The organism is Gallaecimonas pentaromativorans (assembly GCF_003751625.1).
Taxonomy (GTDB): domain Bacteria; phylum Pseudomonadota; class Gammaproteobacteria; order Enterobacterales; family Gallaecimonadaceae; genus Gallaecimonas; species Gallaecimonas pentaromativorans.
Genome location: NZ_RJUL01000004.1, coordinates 128,457 through 150,316, shown reverse-complemented (window position 1 = coordinate 150,316; position 21,860 = coordinate 128,457). Strand labels below are relative to the sequence as shown.

Sequence of the window (21,860 nt, the reverse complement as noted above, 5' to 3'; positions counted from 1 at the left end):
GGAGCCTTTTTTGTTTCCTATGCTTGGAAAGTACCTGCTGCGAGGGCCTGTCCATGCTAAAACGGCTGTTCATCGTACTGGGGCTGGTGATAGTGGTGGTGCTGGCCCTGGGTTATCAACGCTTTTTACGGTTCCAACAGCTTAGCTACGAGAAATGGACAGCCCAAAGCCAGCTGATGCAAACCCGCCAAGGGCCGCTGGAATACCAAATAAAAGGTAAAGGCGAGCCGATACTGCAGTTCCACGGCACTCCTTCAAGCTACCGGGGCAACCTCAACTTCCCGCTCTACCAACCCCTTTTTGATGACCGGTTTTCGCTTATTTCGGTCAGCCGCCCCGGCTACCTGCGCACGCCGCTGGCAACCGGCGCCACGCCTACTCAGCAGGCCGATGCTTTTTCAGAGCTGGTCAGTAACCTGGGGTATCAGCAGGTGGTAGTGGTGGGGATCTCCGGTGGCGGGCCCAGTGCCCTGGCCTTTGCCCATCGCCACCCCGAGCAGTGCAAGGCGCTGATACTGATTGAAGCCCTGGCGCTACCGCTGCCAGAAGACAAACGCGATGGCCGCTACGCCCGGCTTATTCGCCTGGCGCTGGACCACACCTACCTTGCCTGGCTGGCATCACCGGTGCTGAGCCAATATTTCCCGAACCAAGGCAGGCAGAACGAGATGGAGCTGGCCTTCGAGGAATACCTGTCGCTGTTTCCCTACTTTGCCGATGGCCTACAAAACGATGTCCGCCAGTTTGAACGCCTTACGCCTCTGGCCCAGCCCATCACCCGCTGCCCGACCTTGATTTTGCATGGTCTGGAAGATGAGGTGGTGGGCTTTGACAATGCCACGGCGGTGCTGGCCCACATTCCCAACGCTAAACTGGTGCCCTTCGGCGGCGCCGGCCATGAGCTGTTTTACACCCAGGCCGGCGCCATCAGCGCGTACATTGCCGACTTTGTCAGCCCAGCAGTTCCTTGACCAGCTTGGGCACCTCAACCGAGGCCGGCCCACGGCGGTGCTCTTGGAATTTGTGGCTTATCTCCGAGTGGTCGGCGTTTACCTCGATGCAGTGCGCCCCTTGTGACAGCGCTTCGTCCACAAACCCCGCCGCCGGATAAACCTGCCCCGAGGTGCCAATGGCGATAAAGAGATCGCACTGGGCCAGGGCGTGGAAGATCCTATCAAGCCCCAGGGGCATCTCACCAAACCACACCACATGGGGGCGCAGCGCATTGGCCGGCACGCAGCAGGTGCACAGGCTGTGCTCGTCCAAGGGCTCGGTAACCCGAAAAAGCTGCCCGGTTTTGACGCAGCGCGCCTTACTGAGCTCGCCGTGCATGTGTACCAGATGGTGGCTGCCGGCTCGCTCGTGAAGGTCGTCGATATTTTGGGTAATGACTAAGGTGGCGCCGACAGCCTTTTCCAACTCGGCCAACGCCAGGTGGGCGGCGTTGGGAGACACCTCGGGCAGTTGGGCACGACGCTCATTATAAAAGCGCTGCACCAAGGCCGGGTCTCGCAAGAAGGCCTCGGGGGTGGCCACATCCTCCAGGCGGTGTTGCTCCCAAAGACCGCCGTTATCCCGAAAGGTTTTGATACCGGACTCGGCGCTGATCCCGGCGCCGGTCAGTACAACGATACGACTGTAATGGCCTTGGCTCACGTTACACTTCCTATGTCTATTATTACACTTAAAAGTGTAATCTTATGATTTTCAATCTATTGCGCTTGCGCTCGTTACACTCGACCGACCAGCTGCTAAGTCTTTTTTTACCAGCCCATAACCGATACACTCAAGCAGCAGATCTTATTCACAAGGCCCCTGATGATCCCGGTCGATATCCTGATAGCAGATGATCACCCACTGTTCCGCGCCGCCATTCGGCTGACTATCTCAGCCGCCCTGCCCCAGGCCCAGATCCGCGAAGCCAGTGATGTCGAAGCGCTGGAAGCGGCCTTGAGTGAGGCAAACCCCGATTTGGTATTGCTGGATCTGACCATGCCGGGAGCCAATGGTTTCTCTTCTCTTATCCTGATGCGCCAGCATTACCCGGCGGTGCCGGTGGTAGTGGTGTCTGCCCACGAGGATAACAGCTCAATGAGCCGCGCCTACCATCACGGCGCCTTGGGCTTTGTGCCAAAATCCTCCCACCCCGACGCCATTGCCGAAGCCCTTAACCAGGTGTTGGCCGGCAATACCTGGTTTCCGCCGGGTTTTATGCCCGAGCCCCAATCCCAGCAGGAACATCAGCTGGCCCAGGGCTTGGCGTCTCTCACCCCGCAGCAGTACAAAGTGCTGGTGATGTTCTCCGACGGCTTGCTGAACAAGCAAATCGCCTATGAGCTGGGGGTGTCGGAGGCCACTATCAAGGCCCACGCCACCGCCATTTTTCGAAAGCTCGATGTGCGTAACCGCACCCAGGCGGTTATCGCCCTGCAGAGCCTGGGCCCAGTGCCCGATCCATCATGGCACGCAGGGCCGCTGGCTTAACCATCTTCGCCATAAAGCCAAAACCGGATTGCTGCGTCTCGCTGATAAGCTCCTGACGGGTGTCGGCCGTTATCAAGATCCCCGGCAGCAAACCGCCTTTTTGTTCCCGAAGTAACTGCATGACCTGCAGGCCGTTGTCCCCCTCGTCCAGGTGGTAATCGGCCAGCACCATGTCGATTTGCTCGCGGGCGATAATGGCCTGGGCCTCGCTGCGGTTACGGGCCGTCGACACCTTCATGTTCCAGCCGGTTAGCAAGGAGCGCATGCCATCGAGGATGGCGGTCTCGTTGTCGATGCACAACACGTGGCGGCCGGTGAGGGTGCGGTCGTTCATGGGCATCAGTTGCTGGGGCGCGGCGGCGCTTCGCACCCCGCGCGGCACCGTCACCGAAAACACCGAGCCGCGCCCTTCCCAGGAGCGTACCGACAAGGTGTGGCCCAAAATGCGGCTCATCCTATCGGCGATGGCAAGGCCCAGGCCCAGGCCCTTCTCGCCCTTATCAAAGCGTTTGAACTCTTCAAAGATGATGGCGAGGTTTTCCTTGGCGATGCCAGGGCCGGTATCCCACACCTCGATGCAAAGGTCGCGGCCGCGGTGGCGCGCGCCAAGCAGCACCTTGCCGCCGCGAGAATAGCGAAAGGCGTTGGTTAAAAAGTTTTGCACGATGCGGCGCAGCAGCATTTTGTCTGAGTCCACCACCGCATCGGAGCTGACCCAGTGAAAGTCGATTTGCTGCTCGTCGGCCAGGGCCTTGAACTCGTAGGCCAGGTTGCCCAGCAGTTCATCCAGCGCGAAATTGACCCGCCGCACCTTCATGGTGCCGGCGTCGAGCTTGGAGATGTCCAAAAGGTCGGTGAGCAGCTCGCCGGCGGCTTTCAGGGAGATGGTGGTGTTTTCCAGCAGCAGGGCCTGCTCGGTACCGGTTTCGGTGCGTTGCAGCAGCGCTGACACAAAGAGCCTGGCGGCGTTCAGTGGCTGCATCAGGTCGTGGCCACAGGCAGCCAGGAACCGGCTTTTGCCCTGGTTGGCCTTGTCGGCGGCGGCCTTGGCTACCACCAGCTCGTGGGTGCGTTCTTCAACCCGGGCCTCCAGGGCCTCGTTGGCGTCCTTTAGCACCCGCTCGGCGGCGCGATAGGAGGTGATGTCGGAGAAGGTCATCACAAAGCCGCCGTTGGGCATGGGATTGCCTTGCAGCTTTATCACTCGCCCGTCGGGACGCTGGCGCTCGGAGCTATGAGGGCTGCCCATCTTCATGTAATTTACCCGCCGCGCCACGTGCTCTTCCACCGAGCCTTTGCCGCACCAGCCGCGCTCGGCGTTCATGCGAATCAGATCGGCCACCGGGCGCCCGGCGTAGATAAAGCCGGGTGGATACTCAAAGAGCTCTAAATAACGGCGGTTCCAGGCTACAAGGTTCAAGTCTCTGTCCACCACCGACATCCCTTCTGAGGCATGTTCGATGGCCCCTTGCAGCAAGTCGCGGGAAAAGTGCAGCTGCTCGGTAGCTTCGTCAACCAGGGTCACCACTTCATCAAGGCCGATGTCGCGCCCTTCAAGGGCCGAGCGCAACACCAGGGCAGCGCTTGAGGCGCCAATGACCGAGGCCATTAAGCGCTCGGCTTCTTCAAGTAAGTCGTCAGGGGCTAGGCGCGGTAGCGACTGGCGGCTCATCACCCCGTCACGCAGATAGCGCTGGAGCATCCGCTCGGCCCGCTCCGGGCCCACAAAACGCGACACCAGCAGTTTGAGATCTTGCACGCTCAAATAACCCTGATGCTTACCGCCATTGCGGCTGCCTTGATGAGCGACAAAGGCGGCAGCCTGAAGCCGGTCGCGCACCCCGGCGCGAAGGGCCATGGAGGCCAGCACGTAGGTCATGGCGTTTACCAGGAGGGACACCAGCATGGCGTAGCTCGACAGCATTTGCCCAGCCAGCAGCCACCAAACCCCAAGGCCAGCCACAATGCCCAGCATCACCCCTTTGCGGTGGCCCTGGCTCCAATACAGGCCACCGATCAGCGCCGGCGCCAGTTGCGCAAAGATGCCGAAGGCAAAGAGGCCAAAACCGGCCAGCCGTTCCTGCTGGCCCATCAGGTAGTAGGCGCCAAAACCCAGTGCCATCAGCGCCAGGATGATAAGGCGGCGAATGCGCAACAGCAGGGTGGAGAACCGCTCGAAGTTACGGCCAGCGATAGAGCCGGTACGCAGCAGCAGCGGCAGCACCAATTCGTTGGAGACCATGATGGCGATGGTCACCGCCGCCATCACCACCATGCTGGTGGAAGCGGAAATGGCGCCCAGCAGTGCCAACGCCGCCACCCAGGGGTGACCTTGGTAGAGCGGCAGGGAAATCACGAAACCATCGGGGCTATGGTCAACCGGTGCGATAAGACTGCCGGCCATAGCCAAAGGCACCACCGGAATGGCCATCAGCACCAGATAGCAGCAAAAGATCCAGCGCGCGGTTTTTAAATCTCGCTGCTCCTGATTCTCCACCACCATCACATGAAACAGCCTTGGCAGGCATAAAAAGGCGCAGGCCCCCACCAGGCTCTGGGCCAGTACCGCCGGCAGCGAGGAAGAGGCCTCCTGGGTGATGCGGTCTTTGATAACCGCCTCGGTGATGAGATCCCCAAAGCCGTCAAAGCTGGCGTACACCACCACCAGGGTGACGGTGATAAGGGCAACCAGTTTCACCACCGACTCAAAGGCCATGGCCAACATCAGCCCGGGGTGATGTTCGGTGGCATCGAGCTTGCGAGTGCCAAACAAGGAGGCAAACAGCACCAGCGCCAGGGCTACGGCGGCAGCAATAGCGGTGCGGGGCAAACGGGTATCGGCCAGCAGCTCAAATCCCATCACCATGGCTTTTAACTGCAAGGCGATGTACGGCAGGCTGGCCAGAATGGCGATCAAGGTGACGGTTACCGCCAGGATTTGCGATTTGCCGTAGCGCGCGGCCAGAAAATCAGCCACCGAGGTAATGCGCTGGGCATGGCAGACCCGGATGAGCTTTTTGATCATCGGGTAGCCAAAGGCCAGCAGCAATACCGGCCCCAAGTAGACCGGCAGGAAAGACCAAATCGAGTGATAGGCCTGGCCGACGGTGCCAAGGAAAGTCCAAGACGAGCAATAAACAGCCAGTGAAAAGGCGTAAATCAGTTTACGGCTGGGAGGGTTGAATTTGCGCCGGGCGCGATCGCCCCAATAAGCAATACCAAACAGCAATAAAACGTAGGCCAGGGAAAAGGTCCCCATTAACCAAAGCGGCATTCCATCCCCTCCAAATGTAACCCGCTATTTGTACCACAGCCCTGTATTTCTGTGGGTTCGACTAAAGTCGACTGGTCGAATTTGCTGGAACCTGACTAACTTGTGAACGACCTGTTAACAAGGAGTTCCATCATGGACCATCCGCTATACGAAAAAATACACAGCAGCAAGCGATTTCAGGACATGGTGGCGCGTAGGGAGCGCTTTGCGTGGTTTTTGTCAGCGATCATGCTGGTTATCTACTTCGCTTTTATCCTGATCATCGCTTTTAGCCCCGCCACTTTCGGTAAACCGATAAGCGAAGGCTCTGTTGTGACCTGGGGGATCCCCGTTGGGCTTGGCGTCATTATCAGCGCCTTTGTACTGACCGGCATCTATGTGCGCAAATCAAACCGCGAGTTTGACGCTGAAAATAGCGCCATTATCGAGGAGGCCAAAAAATGAAGATGAAATATCTCCTCCCCGCCACCCTGTTGATGCTGCCGGGCTTGGCCAGTGCCGCCGGCGCCATCGAAGGGGAAGTGCACAAGCAACCCTTGAACGTGTCGGCCATCGTCATGTTCCTGCTGTTTGTGGCCCTGACCCTGGGGATAACCTGGTGGTCGGCCAAAAACACCAAGAGCACTGCCGATTATTACGCCGCTGGGGGCGGCATTACCGGTTTTCAAAATGGTTTGGCCATCGCCGGCGACTATATGTCAGCCGCCTCTTTTTTGGGGATCTCCGGCCTGGTATATCTCTCCGGCTTTGACGGCTTGATTTATTCCATCGGCTTTTTGGTTGGCTGGCCGCTTATTCTGTTTTTGATTGCAGAGCGCCTGCGCAACCTCGGCCGCTACACCTTTGCCGATGTTGCCTCTTACCGTCTCAAACAAAAACCCATTCGTACCCTGGCCGCTTGCGGCTCCTTGGCGGTGGTGGCTTTGTACCTAATTGCCCAGATGGTGGGCGCGGGTAAGCTTATCCAGTTGCTGTTTGGCCTGCCCTACCACTATGCGGTGGTGTTGGTGGGGGTGCTGATGGTGCTGTATGTGACCTTCGGCGGCATGCTGGCCACCACCTGGGTGCAGATCATCAAGGCGGTATTGCTGCTGTTCGGCGCCACCTTCATTGCCATCATGGTGCTCTATCACGTGGGCTTTAACCCGTCGCATCTTTTTGAAGAAGCGGTCAAGGTACACCCCAAAGGCGCAGCCATCATGGCACCGGGCGGCCTGGTGTCAGACCCCATCAGCGCCATCTCCTTGGGGATCGCGCTGATGTTCGGTACCGCCGGCCTGCCGCACATCCTGATGCGTTTTTTCACCGTCAGTGACGCCAAGGAAGCCCGAAAATCGGTGTTTTTTGCCACCGGCTTTATCGGCTACTTCTACATCCTGACCTTCATCATCGGTTTTGGTGCCATCTTGCTGGTGTCCACCAATGCGGAATTCAAGGATGCGGCCGGTGCCCTGTTGGGCGGTAACAACATGGCGGCAGTGCACCTCTCTAAAGCGGTGGGCGGCGATTTGTTCTACGGCTTTATCTCTGCCGTTGCCTTTGCCACCATCCTGGCGGTGGTCTCCGGCCTGACCCTGGCTGGCGCCTCCGCGGTGTCGCACGACCTGTACGCCAGCGTGTTCCGCCACGGCGATGCTTCCGAGCGTGAAGAGCTTAAGGTGTCGCGCATGGCCACCGTTGCCCTTGGTATCGTTGCCATCCTGCTTGGCATCGCCTTTGAGAAGCAGAACATCGCCTTCATGGTGGGCCTGGCCTTCGCCATTGCCGCTTCCACCAACTTCCCGGTGCTGTTCCTGTCCATGTACTGGTCCAAGCTCACTACCCGTGGCGCCAAGATTGGTGGTTGGATGGGCCTTATCACCGCGGTTACCCTGGTGATCATTGGCCCCACCGTATGGGTGGCAGTGCTGGGCTTTGAAGATGCCATCTTCCCCTACAAATACCCCGCGCTGTTCTCGGTAGTGGTGGCCTTTGTAGGTACCTGGTTCTTCAGCGTGACCGACAAGTCCGAAGCGGCAGACGAGGAGCGGGCACGCTTTGTACCCCAGTTCGTACGCTGCCACACCGGGGTGGGCGCAACCGGTGCCGTAGAGCACTAAAACAGCCGCCATCACCCGTCAAAAACCCGGCAACTGCCGGGTTTTTTCTACTTTGGTCTAATGGTGAGGGGCCCCCCTTGCTATACATACTCGGACCAACAATCCGATAACAAGATAGGGAATGCTATGTTGAAAGATCGCTACCCCGTCATGCAGCACATTGCCGACAGCACCCATGTGGACAAGGCCAAGTACCAGGCTCTGTACCAGGCGTCGGTGAATGACCCGGAGGCCTTTTGGGGCGAGCAGGGTAAACGCATTGACTGGATGAAGCCTTATACCAAGGTTAAGAACGTTTCCTTCGACCCTCACAACCTCCATATCCGTTGGTACGAAGACGGCACCCTCAACGCCAGTGCCAACTGCCTTGACCGCCACCTTGCCAAGCACGGCGACACCACGGCCCTTATCTGGGAATCGGACGACGGCAACACCATCACCAACGTTACCTACAGCGAACTGCACGCCAAAGTGTGCCGGTTTGCCAATGTCCTCAAAGCCCAGGGCATTAAAAAAGGCGACGTGGTGACCATCTACATGCCGATGGTGGTAGAAGCGGTGGTATCCATGCTGGCCTGTGCCCGTATTGGCGCCATCCATTCCGTGGTCTTTGCCGGCTTCTCCCCCGACTCCATTGCCGGGCGCATCATCGATGGCAAATCAAAACTGGTTATCACCGCGGATGAAGGCCTGCGTGGCGGCCGCGCCATTCCCCTTAAAGCCAGCGTGGATGAGGCCCTGTCCCACAAAGACATCACCACAGTGGACAAGGTGATTGTCTACAAGCGTACCGGCAACGACATCAACTGGGTTGAAGGCCGCGACTTGTGGTGGCACGACCTAGAAGCTGGCGCCGGCAAAGACTGCCCGGCCGAAGAAATGGCCGCCGAAGATCCGCTCTTTATCCTCTACACCTCCGGCTCTACCGGTAAACCCAAAGGGGTGCTGCACACCACCGGTGGCTACCTGGTGTATGCCGCCCTGACCCACGAAGTGGTCTTTGATTACAAACCCGGTGAAGTGTACTGGTGTACCGCCGATATCGGCTGGATAACCGGGCATTCTTACTTGGTGTATGGGCCTTTGGCAAACGGCGCTACCTGCCTGCTGCACGAAGGGGTACCCAACTCCCCCGGCCCAAGCCGCTTGGCCGAGATGGTAGATCGCCATCAGGTAGCCATTCTCTACACCGCGCCGACCCTTATCCGGGCGCTGATGGCCCAGGGTGAGGAGCATTTTGCCAAGCTTGACGGCAAGAGCCTGCGCATCCTTGGCACCGTGGGCGAGCCCATCAACCCCGAAGCCTGGCGCTGGTATCACGAGGTAATTGGCAAGGGCCGCTGCCCTATCGTCGACACCTGGTGGCAAACCGAGACCGGCGGCATCATGATAGCGCCGCTGCCAGGCGCGGTGGACGCCAAGCCCGGTTCGGCCACCCTGCCCTTCTTCGGCATTCAGCCGCAACTGGTGGACGCCACCGGCAACCCGGTTGAAGGTGAAGGTAACCTGGTAATAAGCGACTCCTGGCCCGGCCAAATGCGCACCGTTTATGGTGACCACGAGCGCTTTATCCAGACTTACTTCTCCACCTTCCCTGGCAACTACTTCACCGGTGACGGTGCCCGCCAGGACCAAGACGGTTATTTCTGGATAACAGGCCGGGTCGATGACGTGATTAACGTCTCCGGCCACCGTATGGGCACTGCCGAGGTGGAATCAGCACTGGTTTCCCACCACGATGTGGCCGAGGCGGCGGTCGTTGGCTACCCCCACGACATCAAGGGCCAAGGCATCTACGCCTATGTCACCCTCAATGCCGGGGTTGAAGCCACCGAAGAGCTGCGCCAAGCCCTTCGCCAATGGGTGCGCAAAGAAATCGGCGCCCTGGCCAGTCCCGACCTTATCCAGTGGGCACCGAGCTTGCCCAAAACCCGGTCCGGTAAAATCATGCGCCGTTTCTTGCGTAAAATTGCCGCTAACGAGTGCGAGGCTTTGGGTGATACCACCACCCTTGCCGACCCCAGCGTTATTGATGTGCTCATCGAGAGCCGTCTTAACAAGTAGTACCCTACCAACCATTAGCCCGCCTTTAAGGCGGGCTTTTTTATGTTCAATTTTCCCCAATTCACCATAGCGCTGCAGCTTTTTAATCCAACTTTCCTGGCGTAAGGCTCCTTCGCTGTCTTCGCTCCTGACAAAAATTGACGGGTGATAAACCGCGCATTTTTATTGTCCGGTAAGAGTTCTTTGGTGAAGGAAATGGTTATGCGAGGGAAGAAGGAACAGACAAGGCTTAAAAAGGGATAAAAAAAGCGCCGCATCAAGCGGCGCTTTTTCGGCCAACACTTTATTAGAAAGTGTATTTGGCAGACAGTTGCAGACGGGTCAGGTCGCCTTTGTCGTTGTTTTCCAGTTTACGCTCGGCATAAACAATCTCGGCACCGAAGGAGATCGGTTTAACCGGAGAGTACATCAGGTTGGCGTGAACAGACTGTACGCTCTTGGTCAGGGCCTGAGAGGCGGTATCGTTGTTGTCAGCCCAAGTGCCGGACAGTACAAAGCTGGAGCGCAGTTTTTCGGTCCAGAAGTGACGGTAAGCGGCGAAGGCGCTGACGGTGGAGATGGTGTCCAGGTCGCCGTTGGCTTTCACGTTGCTGGAGTTGAAGGTGTTCAGAGCCACATAACGGCCGATACCTTCACCAGCGGTTACGCTGAAGCGGAAATCGTCCATATCGCCCGCTTTAAGCAGGCCGGACAGGTTCACGCCAAAGCCCATTTTGGTTTCGTTGTCTTGCACGTCGCCGTTGGCATCAACGGTGTCGGCGCGCAGCTGACGTACCAGACCGGCAACGGCCAGGCTGCCCCAGTCGCCTTTCATGTTATAGCGACCAACCAGATCCGGCAGGATGCTGTTGTCTTCGTCTACACGAGAGGCAGAGTTGTAGGGGCTGTAAGTGGTTTCCGGGTTTTCCAAAGCGAACTGCCAGGCACCGGAATCAGAGGTGTAACGAACCATCGGCTGACGGTTGAACACGGTAGCGTCGGAAGCCGGCAGGAAGTCGGTGGTTTCCGGCAGTGCAGTGGTGTTCTCGAAAGTGGTAAAGGTTTGACCGAACAGCCAGTTGTCGTAGGTGAAGTAAGCGTGACGCAGACGAGGAGAAGTGGAGTTAGAGGTACGCTCATCGCCCGGGTAGCCAGACATGAAATCCAGTTCCAAGTAGCTGGTGATGACGTGGCCGTCGATCAGGGTCTTGGTGCCGAAGTTAAAGCGGGTTTCACGGGCGGTGAAATCCAGCAGAGTGTCGTCGTTGTTACCGTTACCACCAGAGGTAGCGATGGTGCTAGGAACATAATAGATGCGGCCCAGGCTAGAGCTGGCCGGCGCACCTTCGCTGAACTTGCTAACGTTCAAAGAGGCTTTGGCGTAACCGCCGAAAGTCACAGTGGTGTTGTCGGTTTTGAGCAGTTCAAAAGCGGCGTGGCTGGGCATGGAGACTATGGCACCGATGGCGCCAGCGAGCAGAGTCTTTTTCATGTTCTCTCTTCCTGTAGTGGTAGCTGCAATTGGCAATCTTTTTAATGTTGCCGAAGTTCATTCTTTAAATATTGCAAAAGTTCCCTAAGTTTCCTATTCGCCTTTGGTCGAAGCCAAATGCTGTTCCAAGGTCAACATGGGCGATGCATCAATTCCTTCAGCATCCATCATACTGGCCACCCTTTGCAGGGAGCTCAGAATCAACGTTTGTTCCCAAAGCGCTAATTCTTCAAATTGCTTGATGAAGGCATTTTGCAGTAATGCCGGGGCGGTGGAGACAGCCTCTTTACCCTGAACGGTCAAAGTTAATTCAACTTTGCGCTTGTCGAGGGTGGAGCGCTGACGAAATACCAGCCCTTTTGCTTCTAGGCGGTCAATTATGCTGGTAACTGTAGCCTGAGAGAGATTTACCACCTTGGCGATGCTACGGGTGGTATCGCCTGGATGCTCGGCGATGGCCCGCATCAACATCAGCTGAGGGCCGGTCAGGGAGGTTTCCTTGGTTAACTGCCGGGAATGGAGGTCAATGGCGCGGATGATGCGCCGAAGCGCGGTCAATACTTCATCTACTGGTTGCATACAGCTTACCCCCGGAACAAAAGCGGTATTTTAGACTGCGAAGGATGGCTTTGATAAGTCCTTGATTTGATCCTTTGAAACATCAGCACCATACTTGTTCGCCCACGAACAATATGGACCTGCAATGAAAAAGCATCTCCTTATCGCCGCACTGGCGCTCACTGGCACGCAAACGGCCATTGCTGACGTTAAAATTGGCGGCGCTGTGCGCCTCAATTACGCTTGGAAGGACTACGACCAGAGCAACAAGGATAAAAACGGCGAGTGGGACATTGAGCTGTTTCGTATCGACATCAACGGTGACGACGGCAATTGGTTTTACTCGGCGCAATACCGTTGGTATCAGGACTTTGAAGCCATTCACCACGCCTATGTCGGCTACAAATTCGATGAAGATCGCAGCGTCAAAGTGGGTGTCACCCTAGTGCCCTTTGGGCTACTGCCTGTTTCCTCCCACGGCTTTTGGTTCGGCGGCACCTACTATTTGGGGCTCGAAGACGATTACGACACCGGCGTGGTGTACGAACAAAAAGACGGCGACTGGTTATTTCACGCCGCGTATTTTCACAACGCCGAATACCAAAGCGGCGATCGCTACGACCGATATTCTTTCGATCTGGCCGCCGTTGACGGCCAGCGGGCCGACGAAAATGGCCAAATTAATTTGCGGGCAGAGCGCACCCTGCATTTTGCATCCAGCAAGTTGAAGTTAGGTGCATCCGCCCAGATTGGTCGTTTGTATCGGTATGATTCCAAAACACACGATAGCCGTTGGGCTGGCGCCCTCCATGCCGATTGGAGCAACGATGCTGGCTGGCAGGTGCAGCTGCAAGAAGCACACTATAAGTACGACACCGGCACCGATACCGTTGAGCTTTCCGCCTTCCAATTTCCGTTCCCGGTGGCAAGTGAAGCCGATGTAGTGTCGCTGAATCTCGCCAAGACCTTTACAGTGAACAACGACTTCGTTGACACCGTAACCTGCTATAACGACCACACCCAGACCTTGGCATCCGGCCAGGGTGTTGATAATTCGATACAGAACGTGACGGGTTGCCTGTTAGTCAAGGGTGGCCTTTACACCTACATTGACTGGATAGCCGGTAAAAACATGTGGTTTGCCGGTGGCGACGGCATCGGCTTTGACAGCCCCGACAACAACGGTTGGCACTCCAGGCTCAACATCAACATCGGCTATTATTTTTAAATATTTGTTGACAAGGATGGCCCTGATAAGAGAAGGATATAGCCATCGCTTTAGGAGTCAGCCATGAATTTGCGTCAACTCACCACCATTACCCGCACCATTACCGGTACCACCATTGTGTGGCACTGGCGGGCGCTGTTGGTGAATTGACAAGAAGCAATTCAAACATCAGAAAAGCCCGCCCTCACCGGCGGGCTTTTTGTTTATGGAGAGTAAAAAATGCAGGTCATGAAATTCGGTGGTAGCTCACTTGCCACGCCAGACAGGTTTGAATCTGTTGCCCGGCAGGTAAGAGAAGCCCTGGAAAGCAGCGCCGTAGCCGTGGTGTTATCGGCGCCGGCAGGGGTAACCAATCAACTGGTTGCCCTGTGCGATGATACCCAGGCTACCGATATTCAGGCCATCACGGCGCCTTGGCAGGCCCGCTACCCGGCCCTGACCGATGCGTTAGCCCAATGGGCCAACCAATTGGAGGCCTGGTGCCAGGGCATTGCCTTGCTAGGCCATTGCCCCGAAGGCACCCGGGTTGCCATCGCCAGTGCTGGCGAGCGTTTGTCAGTGTTGGTGCTGAGCCACATTCTTGAAGCTGATGAACCGCTGCAATTAGACCCGGCTGGCCTTTTCCTCGGTTATGGGCCTCGTCTTGACGCCTTGGTAGACTTGGACGCCTCTCGCAATAAATGCCGGGGCCTGAGAGAAAAGCAGCCCCGCCTTGCCGTCATGGCTGGCTTTTACGCCGGGCACCGAGACGGCGGCCAGTGCCTGCTGGGCCGTAACGGCTCGGATTACTCGGCAGCCGTTCTGGCCGCTTGCCTGGATGCCGAAGAGCTTATCATCTGGACTGACGTGGACGGCGTTTACCAGTGCGACCCGCGCCTGGTGCCTGAGGCCCAAAAGCTGCGTCAGCTTTCCTTTTCTGAAGCCCTCGAACTTTCCCACTTTGGCGCCAAGGTACTGCACCCCAAAACCCTGGGGCCGGTGGGCCGCTTTCATATCCCCACCTGGATCCGCTCCAGCCTCGACCCTAGCCTTCCCGGCACCCGCATCGATACCCAAGTAGAGCCGTCTGACAAGCCGGTCAAGGCCCTTTCCAGCCTCAACGATGTGGTAATGGTGTCGGTCAGCGGCCCCGGCCTTAAAGGCATGGTGGGCATGGCCAGCCGCATTTTCGCCGCCGTCGGCCAGGCCGGGGTGTCGGTGCTGCTCATTACCCAGTCGTCCAGCGAATACAGCATCAGTTTCTGTTTGAACGCGGTGGACGAGCGCCGCGCCGTCAACTCCATCGAAGACGCTTTCTCCCTGGAGCTTGCCTCTGGCATGCTCGAACCGGTCAGCGTCCAGCGGGATCTGGCCATCCTCACCTTGATTGGCGACAACATGTGCCAGGCCAAGGGCGTTGCCGGGCGCTGCTTTACCCAACTGGGCCGGGCCAACATCAACGTAGTGGCCATCGCCCAAGGCTCCTCGGAGCGGGCCATCTCGGCGGTTATTCCAGGTGATTGCGCCGCGCGCGGCCTGAAAATGGTGCATCAGGCCTTTTTTGACAGCTCCATGCCGCTGGAGCTGGTACTGCTGGGATGCGGCAACGTGGGCTCTGAGCTGTTACGCCAATTGGAAAGCCAGGGCCATTGGCTTGCTAAACAGGGCATCAATGCCCGGGTGGTGGCGCTTTCCAACAGCCAGAAAATGCTGGTGGATACCAAGGGACTGTCCCTTGCCCATTGGCACCAGGCGCTGGAAGCCGAAGGCCGGCCCCTCGACTTGGAGGCGTTAAAAGCCCTGAGCCAGGACTTATTGAACCCGGTATTGGTGGATTGCTCGGCAAGCGACGAACTGCCGGCGCAATACCAGGCTTTTTTGGAGGCGGGTTTTCATGTGGTCACCCCCAACAAGAAAGGCAACACCGGTGCCCTGGCCCACTACAAGGCGCTTAAGAAAACCGCCAAGCAGCACCGCCGCCGCTACCTCTACGACACCACAGTAGGTGCCGGCCTGCCGGTTATCGAGAACCTGCAAAACCTGCTGCACGCCGGTGACGAGCTGCAAAGTTTCTCTGGCATTCTCTCAGGCTCGCTGTCCTTTTTGCTTGGCCGCCTCGAAGACGGTGTGCCCTTTTCCCAGGCGGTACATGAAGCCATGGAAAAAGGCTTTACCGAGCCTGACCCGCGAGATGACTTGTCCGGTCTCGATGTGGCCCGCAAGGTGCTTATTCTCTCCCGTGAAGCCGGCCTCGACCTGGAACTTGCCGATATCAAACTCACCGGCCTGTTGCCCCAAAGCTTTGCCAGCCTCAGCCAGGACGAATTTCTGGCAAGGCTGCCTGAGCTTGATGAAGCCATGGCCCAAAAGGTCAGCGACGCCAAGGCCCAAGGCAAGGTACTGCGCTACGTCGGCCGGATTGAGAATGGCGAAGGCCAGGTTGGTTTGCAGGCGGTGGACGCCAACCACCCGCTGCACCGGGTTCGCGACGGCGAAAATGCGCTGGCCTTCTTGACCCGTTATTACAGCCCGGTGCCACTGCTGCTGCGCGGCTACGGCGCTGGCGCCGATGTTACCGCCGCCGGTATCTTTGCCGACGTGCTGCGTACCCTTAACTGGATGCGGGAGGTTTAACATGGTCCGCGTTTTTGCCCCCGCCACCTCCGCCAACCTCAATGTCGGCTTTGATAGCCTAGGGGTTGCCCTGGCGCCCCTTGATGGCCCCGCCATCGGCGATGTATTAACGGTCGAAGAAGCGGTTAAAGACCGCCTTGAGGTAACAGGCTCGTACGCCCATGAGCTAAGCGGCACCAATATTGTCGAAAAAGCGCTGTGGCGGTTTCGCGAACTGACCGGCAATACCACTCCGGTTGCCATGCACCTTGAAAAAGGCATGCCCATTGGCTCTGGTATCGGCTCGTCGGCAGCCAGCGTGGTGGCCGCAGTGGTGGCCATCAATCGCTACTTCGGCTCTCCGTTGGATTTGGATGCGGCCAAGGCACTGATGGCAGAACTGGAAGGCGAGCTTTCCGGCGGCGTGCATTGGGACAACCTGCTGCCTTGCCTGCTGGGCGGCCTGTGCCTGCATGACGCCAAGCTGCCGGTGCCGGAAAATTGGGTCTGGCTGCTGGCCTACCCGGGTATTCGCCTAGAAACCAAAGCCATGCGCGCCATCTTGCCCAAGGAGATTGCCCTTGGCCAAGCGGTGGCGCAGGCCTCCAACCTAGGGCGTTTTGTCGATGCTCTCTATCGCGGTGAAGGGCGCATGGCAGCCAAGCTGATGGTCGATAACGTGGTTGAGCCATGCCGCGCCCCGCTAGTGCCGGGCTTTTTGGCGCTAAAAGACAAGTTGATGGCCCAAGGGGCCCTAAGCAGTGGTTTATCGGGTTCCGGCCCTACCCTTTTTGCCATCTTTGATAACCTGGCCGCTGCCCAAAAGGCCCTGGCCGACGCCCAGCGATGGGTGGCCCCCCATAACGGCTTTGCCCATCTTTGCCGGGTTGATGACCTCGGCGCACGGACTCTGGAGTCATGATGCAGTTTTATAACCTCAAACACCCCGAGCAACGGGTCAGCTTCAGCCAGGCGGTGCGCCAGGGCCTGGGTAAAGACCAAGGACTGTTCTTCCCGGAAAGCTTGCCAATGCTGGATGCCAGTGAGCTCGCTGAGCTTCCTCGCCATCAGCGCTACCAGAAAATTTTGTCCGGCTTTTTAAAAGACACTTTTTCCGAGCCGACGCTCTCCGAGATGATCGCCAAGGCGTTTCCCTTCGAAGCGCCGTTGGTACCGGTCGGCCCACACTTTGCCCTGGAGCTGTTCCACGGCCCGACCCTTGCCTTTAAAGATTTCGGCGCCCGCTTTATGGCCCAGTGCCTGGCACGGCTTAGCGACGGCAAGCCTATCACCATCCTCACCGCTACATCAGGGGACACCGGCGCGGCAGTAGCCCATGCCTTTCATGGCTTAAAAGGGGTGCGGGTGGTGGTGCTCTACCCTGAGGGCAAAATAAGCCGTCCCCAGGAGCAGCTCTTTTGCACCCTGGGCGGCAATATCGAAACCCTGGCGGTCGAGGGCAGTTTTGACGACTGCCAAGCCCTGGTAAAAGCGGCTTTTGACGACGAAGAGCTGAAAAACGCCATTGGCCTTAACTCGGCAAACTCCATTAACATCAGCCGTTTGCTGGCACAGATCCTGTATTTTTGGGATTTAGCTCTGACCGAGCCCAACCTGGTGGTGAGTGTGCCGAGCGGTAACTTTGGCGACCTGACCGCCGGCCTGATGGCCAAGGCCATGGGCGCCCCCATCAAGCGCTTTATCGCGGCTACCAACAGCAACGATACCGTGCCCCGTTATCTAGCCAACGGCCAGTGGCAGCCCCATGCCACCGTTGCCACCCTGTCCAACGCCATGGACGTAAGCCGCCCCAATAACTGGCCAAGGGTTGAGCACCTCTTGACCAGCCATGGCTGGTCTTTGACCGGTGAAGCGGTCAGTGAAGCCGACACCAAGGCCTCGATGCAGACCCTGCAAATTCTCGACTACCTTGGCGAGCCCCACTGCGCCGTGGCGTTCAAGGCGCTGCTCAATAACCTTGAAGACAAAGAGCGTGGCGCCTTCCTTTGTACTGCCCATCCGGCCAAGTTTGCCGAAAGCGTCAGCACTATTCTCGGTATTCCGGTGCCGTTACCCAAGGCCCTGCAAGATGCGATGGAAAAGCCCAACCTTTCCAAAAAGCTGGGGAATGACTGGCAACAACTACGGCATTATTTACTTCAGGCATGAAAAAAGGCGCCCAATGGGCGCCTTTTTAATGGGTATTGATGGTTCAGCCGGCGGCAGCTACGGCCGCATCGATAGACATCATCAGGCTCAGCACCGTAACGGTGAGAATGGAGAACCCGAACAGCTTACGTGCCCAGGTGGCATCATCTTTGGTTTTGTAACCCTTGATGGCCATATGCAACCAGTAAGTGCCCAGACCCAGTGCCACCACGAAGTAGGCATAGCCGGTGTAGCCGGTAACGGTCAGCAATAAGCTGGCCACTACAAAGGCAACAATGTAGGCAATGATGTGGTTCTTGGTTACCCCTACCCCTCTGGCCACCGGCAGCACGCAAATGGATGCGGCCGAGTAGTCTTTGAGACGGAAGATGGCAATGGCATAGGAATGGGGCATCTGCCAGAGGCTGAAAATCAAAAACAGGATAACGGCGCCCAGATCCAACTGGTTGCTCACGGCGCAATAACCCACCAACGGTGGCGCAGCGCCAGAGAAACTGCCAATCAGGGTGCCATGTACCGAATGGCGCTTGAACAGCAGGCTGTATAAGCCCACGTAGATGACCAGGCCGGCCAAGACAATGGCAACCGCCAACAGGTTGGTAGTAGCCCAAAGCAAAGCGGTACCCAGCACGCCCAAGACAATACCGTATACCAGGGCAACGCCCATCGGCAGCTCACCGGTAGCGGTGGCTCGATTACGCGTCCGTTCCATCTTTTTATCGATGTCCCTGTCGATACAGTTGTTCAGCACACAACCACAAGCCACCACCAAGGAAACACCCACCAGGGTGCTTACCAGGGTCAGCCAGCTAAAGCTGCCCTTGGAGGCCAGAAAAAAACCACCGGCAACCGAAATAAGGTTACCGAAGATGATGCCTGGCTTGGTGATGCCGATGAACTTCTTAATCATGGGTGATACTGCTGGCTTGAGAGTGAAAGGGGCAGCCTCTCGGCTGCCCCCTTTGGGATAGGCCTTAGTGGCCCATCATTGGCATGGTCAGACCGTACAGATGCCAGAAGATCCAAGCAGAACCTGCCACCAGGATGGCAACGATGATCACTGCAAAGACAAAGGCATTGACGTTCCAGCGCTGCTCAGACGAGCTGTTCATGTGCAGGAAGAACACCAACTGGATCAGTACCTGAGCCAACCCGGCAATGACCATGACAGTAACGGTAACAGCCGTGGAGGCTGCACTGCTCATTACCATGGCAAAGGGGATCACGGTCAGAATGATCGACAGAATAAAGCCAATAAAATAGGACTTGAAAGAGCCGTGGCTTGCGCCGGCGTCAGTATGAGAATGTGCACTCATTACAGGGCCCCCATCAGGTAAACAGCGGTAAATACGCAGATCCAGACGATATCCAGGAAGTGCCAGAACAAGCTCAAGCACTGCAGACGGACGTTGTTCACATCAGTCAGGCCGTTACGGGCAACTTGGAAAATCATCACGATCATCCACAGCAAGCCGAAGCTGACGTGCAGACCGTGGGTACCTACCAGGCTGAAGAAGGCGCTCAGGAAGGCACTGCGCTGAGGGCCTTCACCTTCCAGGATCAGGTGATGGAACTCATAGATTTCCATACCAACGAAGCCAGCGCCCAGCAGAGCGGTGACGATCAGCCAGCCGATGGTTTGGCTCTTCTTGCCAGCGTGAACGGCCAGCATAGACAGGCCACTGGTAAAGGAGCTGATCAGCAGCAGGAAGGTTTCGACCAGCACAAAAGGCAGTTCGAAAATATCCTTGCCAGACGGGCCGCCTGCGGTGTGGCTATAAAGGACTGCATAAGCCGCGAACAGGGTCGCGAAGAGAATACAGTCGGTCATGATGTAGATCCAGAAGCCGAAAACCTTCAGGGCTCCTGCATCGTGATGCCCATGGTCGTGGGCATCCTGTGCGTGAATAGCTTCACTCGACATAGTTGAAATTCCTTACACCTTCGCTGCGGCGGCAAGCTTGGCTTTGTGCTCGCCTTCGATACGTTCGATTTCATCAACTTGGACGTAGTAATCAACGTCCTTGATGTTGGAGCGAACGATAACGGTCGCAATAACACCGATGAAAGTCACGGCAGCCAGCCACCAGATGTCCCAGATAAGGGCAAAGCCACACACGGTCATGAACGCACCGACAAAGACACCGGATGCAGTGTTCTTAGGCATGTGGATAGGCTCATAGGGAGCAACCTGCTTGTAGGCAGTACCTTTCTCTTTTTCATCCCACCAGGCGTCAAGGTCATGAACAACCGGGGTATGGGCGAAGTTGTAGAAAGGCGGCGGTGAGGAAGTGGACCATTCCAGGGTACGGCCATTCCACGGGTCACCAGTCAGATCGCGGTTGGCATCACGGTTACGGATGCTCACAAAGATCTGAATGAGCTGGAAGATAATACCGAACAGGATCACCACTGCACCGATAACGGCAACGTTCAGCCAGGGAGTCCAAGCCGGGTTGTCATAGTGGTTCAGACGACGGGTCATACCCATGAAGCCCAGTACGTACAACGGCATGAAGGCCAGGAAGAAGCCTACGAACCAGCACCAGAAGGAAGCTTGGCCCAGTTTGTCGTTGAGCTTAAAGCCAAAGGCTTTCGGGAACCAGAAGCTGATACCGGCCATAACACCGAACACCACACCACCGATAATCACGTTATGGAAGTGGGCAATCAGGAACAGGCTGTTGTGCAGCAGGAAGTCAGCACCGGGAACGGCCAGCAGTACGCCGGTCATACCACCGATGGAGAAGGTGATGATAAAGCCCAGGGTCCACAGTACCGGTGCATTGAATTGCACGCGGCCACGGAACATGGTGAACAGCCAGTTGAAAATCTTCAGACCCGTCGGAATGGCGATAATCATGGTCGCAATACCGAAGAAGGCGTTGACGCTGGCGCCAGAGCCCATGGTGAAGAAGTGGTGCAGCCACACTACGAACGACAGGAAACCGATGGCGCAGGTGGCATATACCATGGAGGTATAACCGAACAGGCGCTTGGTACTGAAGGTCGAGATGACTTCAGAGAACACACCGAAGCAAGGCAGGATGAGGATGTACACCTCGGGGTGACCCCAGGCCCAGAATAGGTTGACGTACATCATCGGGCTGCCGCCCGCATCGTTGGTAAAGAAGTGGAAGTCCAGATAACGGTCTACGGTCAGCATACCCAGTGCCACAGTCAGCATCGGGAACGCGCCCATGATGATGATGGTGGTCACGAAGATGGTCCAGGTGAACACGGGCATCTTCATCAGGGACATACCGGGGGCACGCATCTTCAGGATGGTCACGAAGAAGTTAACGCCGGTCAGGGTCGTACCGATACCGGATATCTGCATCGCCCAGATATAGTAATCAACCCCCACGCTGGGACTGAACGCCTTCTCCGACAGGGGCGGATAAGCAACCCAACCGGTGGTGGCAAACTGGCCAACGAACAGGGAGATGTTTACCAGGATCACGCCACCCACAAACAGCCAGAAGCTGATGCTGTTGAGGAAGGGGAAGGCAACGTCACGGGCACCGATCTGCAGCGGAACCACGATGTTCATCAGGCCGATAACCATAGGCATGGCCATAAAGATGATCATGATAACGCCGTGGGCGGTGAAGATTTGGTCGTAGTGGTGCGGAGGCAGGAAGCCACCTTGACCGTCATGGGCCAGGGCCAGTTGCGAACGCATCATAATGGCGTCGGCAAAGCCGCGAAGCAGCATCACGATGGCAACAACCATGTACATGACACCAATCTTTTTATGGTCAACCGAAGTCAGCCACTCACGCCATAGGTAGCCCCACTTTTTGTAGTAGGTCAGCGCGCCGACCAGGGCTATCCCTAGCAGCGCAACTACCGCAAAGGTGCCTACCAGGATCGGCACGTTATAGGGAATTTGATCCCAGGTTAATTTTCCAAACATCG

The 21,860-nt window shown here is 57.2% G+C and carries 17 protein-coding genes; 9 read left to right on the top strand and 8 right to left on the bottom strand.

The window, feature by feature from the left end; translation table 11 throughout:
- The first annotated feature begins 53 nt into the window (after nucleotides 1-53).
- The gene (locus EDC28_RS08735; protein WP_148049825.1) at nucleotides 54-971 is read left to right on the top strand and encodes an alpha/beta fold hydrolase; all 918 of its coding nucleotides are present in this window, start codon (nucleotides 54-56) and stop codon (nucleotides 969-971) included.
- Here the strand turns inward: EDC28_RS08735 and cobB are convergent.
- Nucleotides 952-1,656: a Sir2 family NAD+-dependent deacetylase gene (gene cobB, locus EDC28_RS08730; RefSeq protein WP_123421342.1), complete on the bottom strand. Its 705-nt coding sequence runs from the start codon at nucleotides 1,654-1,656 to the stop codon at nucleotides 952-954. The two genes, EDC28_RS08735 and cobB, sit on opposite strands and share 20 nt — an antisense overlap.
- 162 nt (nucleotides 1,657-1,818) lie before the next feature.
- Between cobB and EDC28_RS08725 the strand changes: the two genes are divergently transcribed.
- Nucleotides 1,819-2,484 (top strand): response regulator, encoded by a 666-nt coding sequence (locus EDC28_RS08725; RefSeq protein ID WP_050658157.1) that lies wholly within the window; start codon nucleotides 1,819-1,821, stop codon nucleotides 2,482-2,484.
- Here EDC28_RS08725 and EDC28_RS08720 read toward each other — a convergent pair.
- Nucleotides 2,420-5,758: a hybrid sensor histidine kinase/response regulator gene (locus EDC28_RS08720; protein ID WP_050658156.1), complete on the bottom strand. Its 3,339-nt coding sequence runs from the start codon at nucleotides 5,756-5,758 to the stop codon at nucleotides 2,420-2,422. The genes EDC28_RS08725 and EDC28_RS08720 overlap by 65 nt on opposite strands.
- 132 nt (nucleotides 5,759-5,890) lie before the next feature.
- On the opposite strand from EDC28_RS08720, the gene EDC28_RS08715 reads away from it, so the two are divergent.
- From EDC28_RS08715 to acs, 3 genes are all read left to right on the top strand, one after another.
- Nucleotides 5,891-6,202 carry a DUF485 domain-containing protein gene (locus EDC28_RS08715; RefSeq protein WP_050658155.1) on the top strand — a complete coding sequence of 104 codons (312 nt, stop codon included), beginning with the start codon at nucleotides 5,891-5,893 and terminating at the stop codon, nucleotides 6,200-6,202.
- Nucleotides 6,199-7,857 (top strand): cation acetate symporter, encoded by a 1,659-nt coding sequence (locus tag EDC28_RS08710; protein ID WP_336391516.1) that lies wholly within the window; start codon nucleotides 6,199-6,201, stop codon nucleotides 7,855-7,857. The genes EDC28_RS08715 and EDC28_RS08710 overlap by 4 nt, the downstream gene beginning before the upstream one ends.
- A 126-nt stretch (nucleotides 7,858-7,983) precedes the next feature.
- A complete protein-coding gene (gene acs / locus EDC28_RS08705) occupies nucleotides 7,984-9,921 on the top strand; it encodes an acetate--CoA ligase (protein ID WP_123421341.1) in 1,938 nt (645 codons plus the stop codon).
- Between the two features lie 286 nt (nucleotides 9,922-10,207).
- Here acs and EDC28_RS08695 read toward each other — a convergent pair whose 3' ends face one another.
- Nucleotides 10,208-11,392 carry a DcaP family trimeric outer membrane transporter gene (locus EDC28_RS08695; protein ID WP_123421339.1) on the bottom strand — a complete coding sequence of 395 codons (1,185 nt, stop codon included), beginning with the start codon at nucleotides 11,390-11,392 and terminating at the stop codon, nucleotides 10,208-10,210.
- 93 nt (nucleotides 11,393-11,485) lie between these two features.
- Nucleotides 11,486-11,971 carry a MarR family winged helix-turn-helix transcriptional regulator gene (locus EDC28_RS08690; RefSeq protein WP_050658152.1) on the bottom strand — a complete coding sequence of 162 codons (486 nt, stop codon included), beginning with the start codon at nucleotides 11,969-11,971 and terminating at the stop codon, nucleotides 11,486-11,488.
- 124 nt (nucleotides 11,972-12,095) lie between these two features.
- On the opposite strand from EDC28_RS08690, the gene EDC28_RS08685 reads away from it, so the two are divergent.
- The 4 genes from EDC28_RS08685 to thrC all read left to right on the top strand — a co-directional run bounded on the left by EDC28_RS08685 (nucleotide 12,096) and on the right by thrC (nucleotide 17,939).
- Nucleotides 12,096-13,178 carry a hypothetical protein gene (locus tag EDC28_RS08685; protein ID WP_050658151.1) on the top strand — a complete coding sequence of 361 codons (1,083 nt, stop codon included), beginning with the start codon at nucleotides 12,096-12,098 and terminating at the stop codon, nucleotides 13,176-13,178.
- 219 nt (nucleotides 13,179-13,397) lie between these two features.
- On the top strand, nucleotides 13,398-15,791 hold the full coding sequence (thrA, locus tag EDC28_RS08680; RefSeq protein ID WP_170164070.1) for a bifunctional aspartate kinase/homoserine dehydrogenase I: 2,394 nt from the start codon (nucleotides 13,398-13,400) through the stop codon (nucleotides 15,789-15,791).
- Nucleotide 15,792: 1 nt separating this feature from the next.
- Complete coding sequence (thrB, locus tag EDC28_RS08675; RefSeq protein ID WP_170164069.1) at nucleotides 15,793-16,692, top strand: homoserine kinase; 900 nt, start codon at nucleotides 15,793-15,795, stop codon at nucleotides 16,690-16,692.
- On the top strand, nucleotides 16,692-17,939 hold the full coding sequence (gene thrC, locus EDC28_RS08670; RefSeq protein ID WP_123421337.1) for a threonine synthase: 1,248 nt from the start codon (nucleotides 16,692-16,694) through the stop codon (nucleotides 17,937-17,939). The genes thrB and thrC overlap by 1 nt, the downstream gene beginning before the upstream one ends.
- Nucleotides 17,940-17,982: 43 nt before the next feature.
- Here the strand turns inward: thrC and cyoE are convergent, their stop codons facing one another.
- The 4 genes from cyoE to cyoB form a co-directional block, all read right to left on the bottom strand.
- On the bottom strand, nucleotides 17,983-18,849 hold the full coding sequence (gene cyoE / locus EDC28_RS08665) for a heme o synthase (RefSeq protein ID WP_050658147.1): 867 nt from the start codon (nucleotides 18,847-18,849) through the stop codon (nucleotides 17,983-17,985).
- Between the two features lie 64 nt (nucleotides 18,850-18,913).
- Nucleotides 18,914-19,255 (bottom strand): cytochrome o ubiquinol oxidase subunit IV, encoded by a 342-nt coding sequence (gene cyoD / locus EDC28_RS08660; protein WP_050658146.1) that lies wholly within the window; start codon nucleotides 19,253-19,255, stop codon nucleotides 18,914-18,916.
- The gene (locus EDC28_RS08655) at nucleotides 19,255-19,863 is read right to left on the bottom strand and encodes a cytochrome o ubiquinol oxidase subunit III (protein WP_050658145.1); all 609 of its coding nucleotides are present in this window, start codon (nucleotides 19,861-19,863) and stop codon (nucleotides 19,255-19,257) included. The genes cyoD and EDC28_RS08655 overlap by 1 nt, the downstream gene beginning before the upstream one ends.
- Nucleotides 19,864-19,875: 12 nt before the next feature.
- Nucleotides 19,876-21,858 carry a cytochrome o ubiquinol oxidase subunit I gene (cyoB, locus tag EDC28_RS08650; protein ID WP_123421336.1) on the bottom strand — a complete coding sequence of 661 codons (1,983 nt, stop codon included), beginning with the start codon at nucleotides 21,856-21,858 and terminating at the stop codon, nucleotides 19,876-19,878.
- Nucleotides 21,859-21,860 lie beyond the last annotated feature (2 nt).

Excerpts from the sequence above, each read along its gene's own strand:
- EDC28_RS08735 (WP_148049825.1), top strand. The coding sequence starts at position 54 with ATGCTAAAACGGCTGTTCATCGTACTGGGGCTGGTGATAGTGGTGGTG.
- EDC28_RS08725 (WP_050658157.1), top strand. The coding sequence starts at position 1,819 with ATGATCCCGGTCGATATCCTGATAGCAGATGATCACCCACTGTTCCGC.
- EDC28_RS08720 (WP_050658156.1), bottom strand. The coding sequence starts at position 5,758 with ATGCCGCTTTGGTTAATGGGGACCTTTTCCCTGGCCTACGTTTTATTG.
- EDC28_RS08715 (WP_050658155.1), top strand. The coding sequence starts at position 5,891 with ATGGACCATCCGCTATACGAAAAAATACACAGCAGCAAGCGATTTCAG.
- EDC28_RS08710 (WP_336391516.1), top strand. The coding sequence starts at position 6,199 with ATGAAGATGAAATATCTCCTCCCCGCCACCCTGTTGATGCTGCCGGGC.
- acs (WP_123421341.1), top strand. The coding sequence starts at position 7,984 with ATGTTGAAAGATCGCTACCCCGTCATGCAGCACATTGCCGACAGCACC.
- EDC28_RS08695 (WP_123421339.1), bottom strand. The coding sequence starts at position 11,392 with ATGAAAAAGACTCTGCTCGCTGGCGCCATCGGTGCCATAGTCTCCATG.
- EDC28_RS08690 (WP_050658152.1), bottom strand. The coding sequence starts at position 11,971 with ATGCAACCAGTAGATGAAGTATTGACCGCGCTTCGGCGCATCATCCGC.
- EDC28_RS08685 (WP_050658151.1), top strand. The coding sequence starts at position 12,096 with ATGAAAAAGCATCTCCTTATCGCCGCACTGGCGCTCACTGGCACGCAA.
- thrA (WP_170164070.1), top strand. The coding sequence starts at position 13,398 with ATGCAGGTCATGAAATTCGGTGGTAGCTCACTTGCCACGCCAGACAGG.
- thrB (WP_170164069.1), top strand. The coding sequence starts at position 15,793 with ATGGTCCGCGTTTTTGCCCCCGCCACCTCCGCCAACCTCAATGTCGGC.
- thrC (WP_123421337.1), top strand. The coding sequence starts at position 16,692 with ATGCAGTTTTATAACCTCAAACACCCCGAGCAACGGGTCAGCTTCAGC.
- cyoE (WP_050658147.1), bottom strand. The coding sequence starts at position 18,849 with ATGATTAAGAAGTTCATCGGCATCACCAAGCCAGGCATCATCTTCGGT.
- cyoD (WP_050658146.1), bottom strand. The coding sequence starts at position 19,255 with ATGAGTGCACATTCTCATACTGACGCCGGCGCAAGCCACGGCTCTTTC.
- EDC28_RS08655 (WP_050658145.1), bottom strand. The coding sequence starts at position 19,863 with ATGTCGAGTGAAGCTATTCACGCACAGGATGCCCACGACCATGGGCAT.
- cyoB (WP_123421336.1), bottom strand. The coding sequence starts at position 21,858 with ATGTTTGGAAAATTAACCTGGGATCAAATTCCCTATAACGTGCCGATC.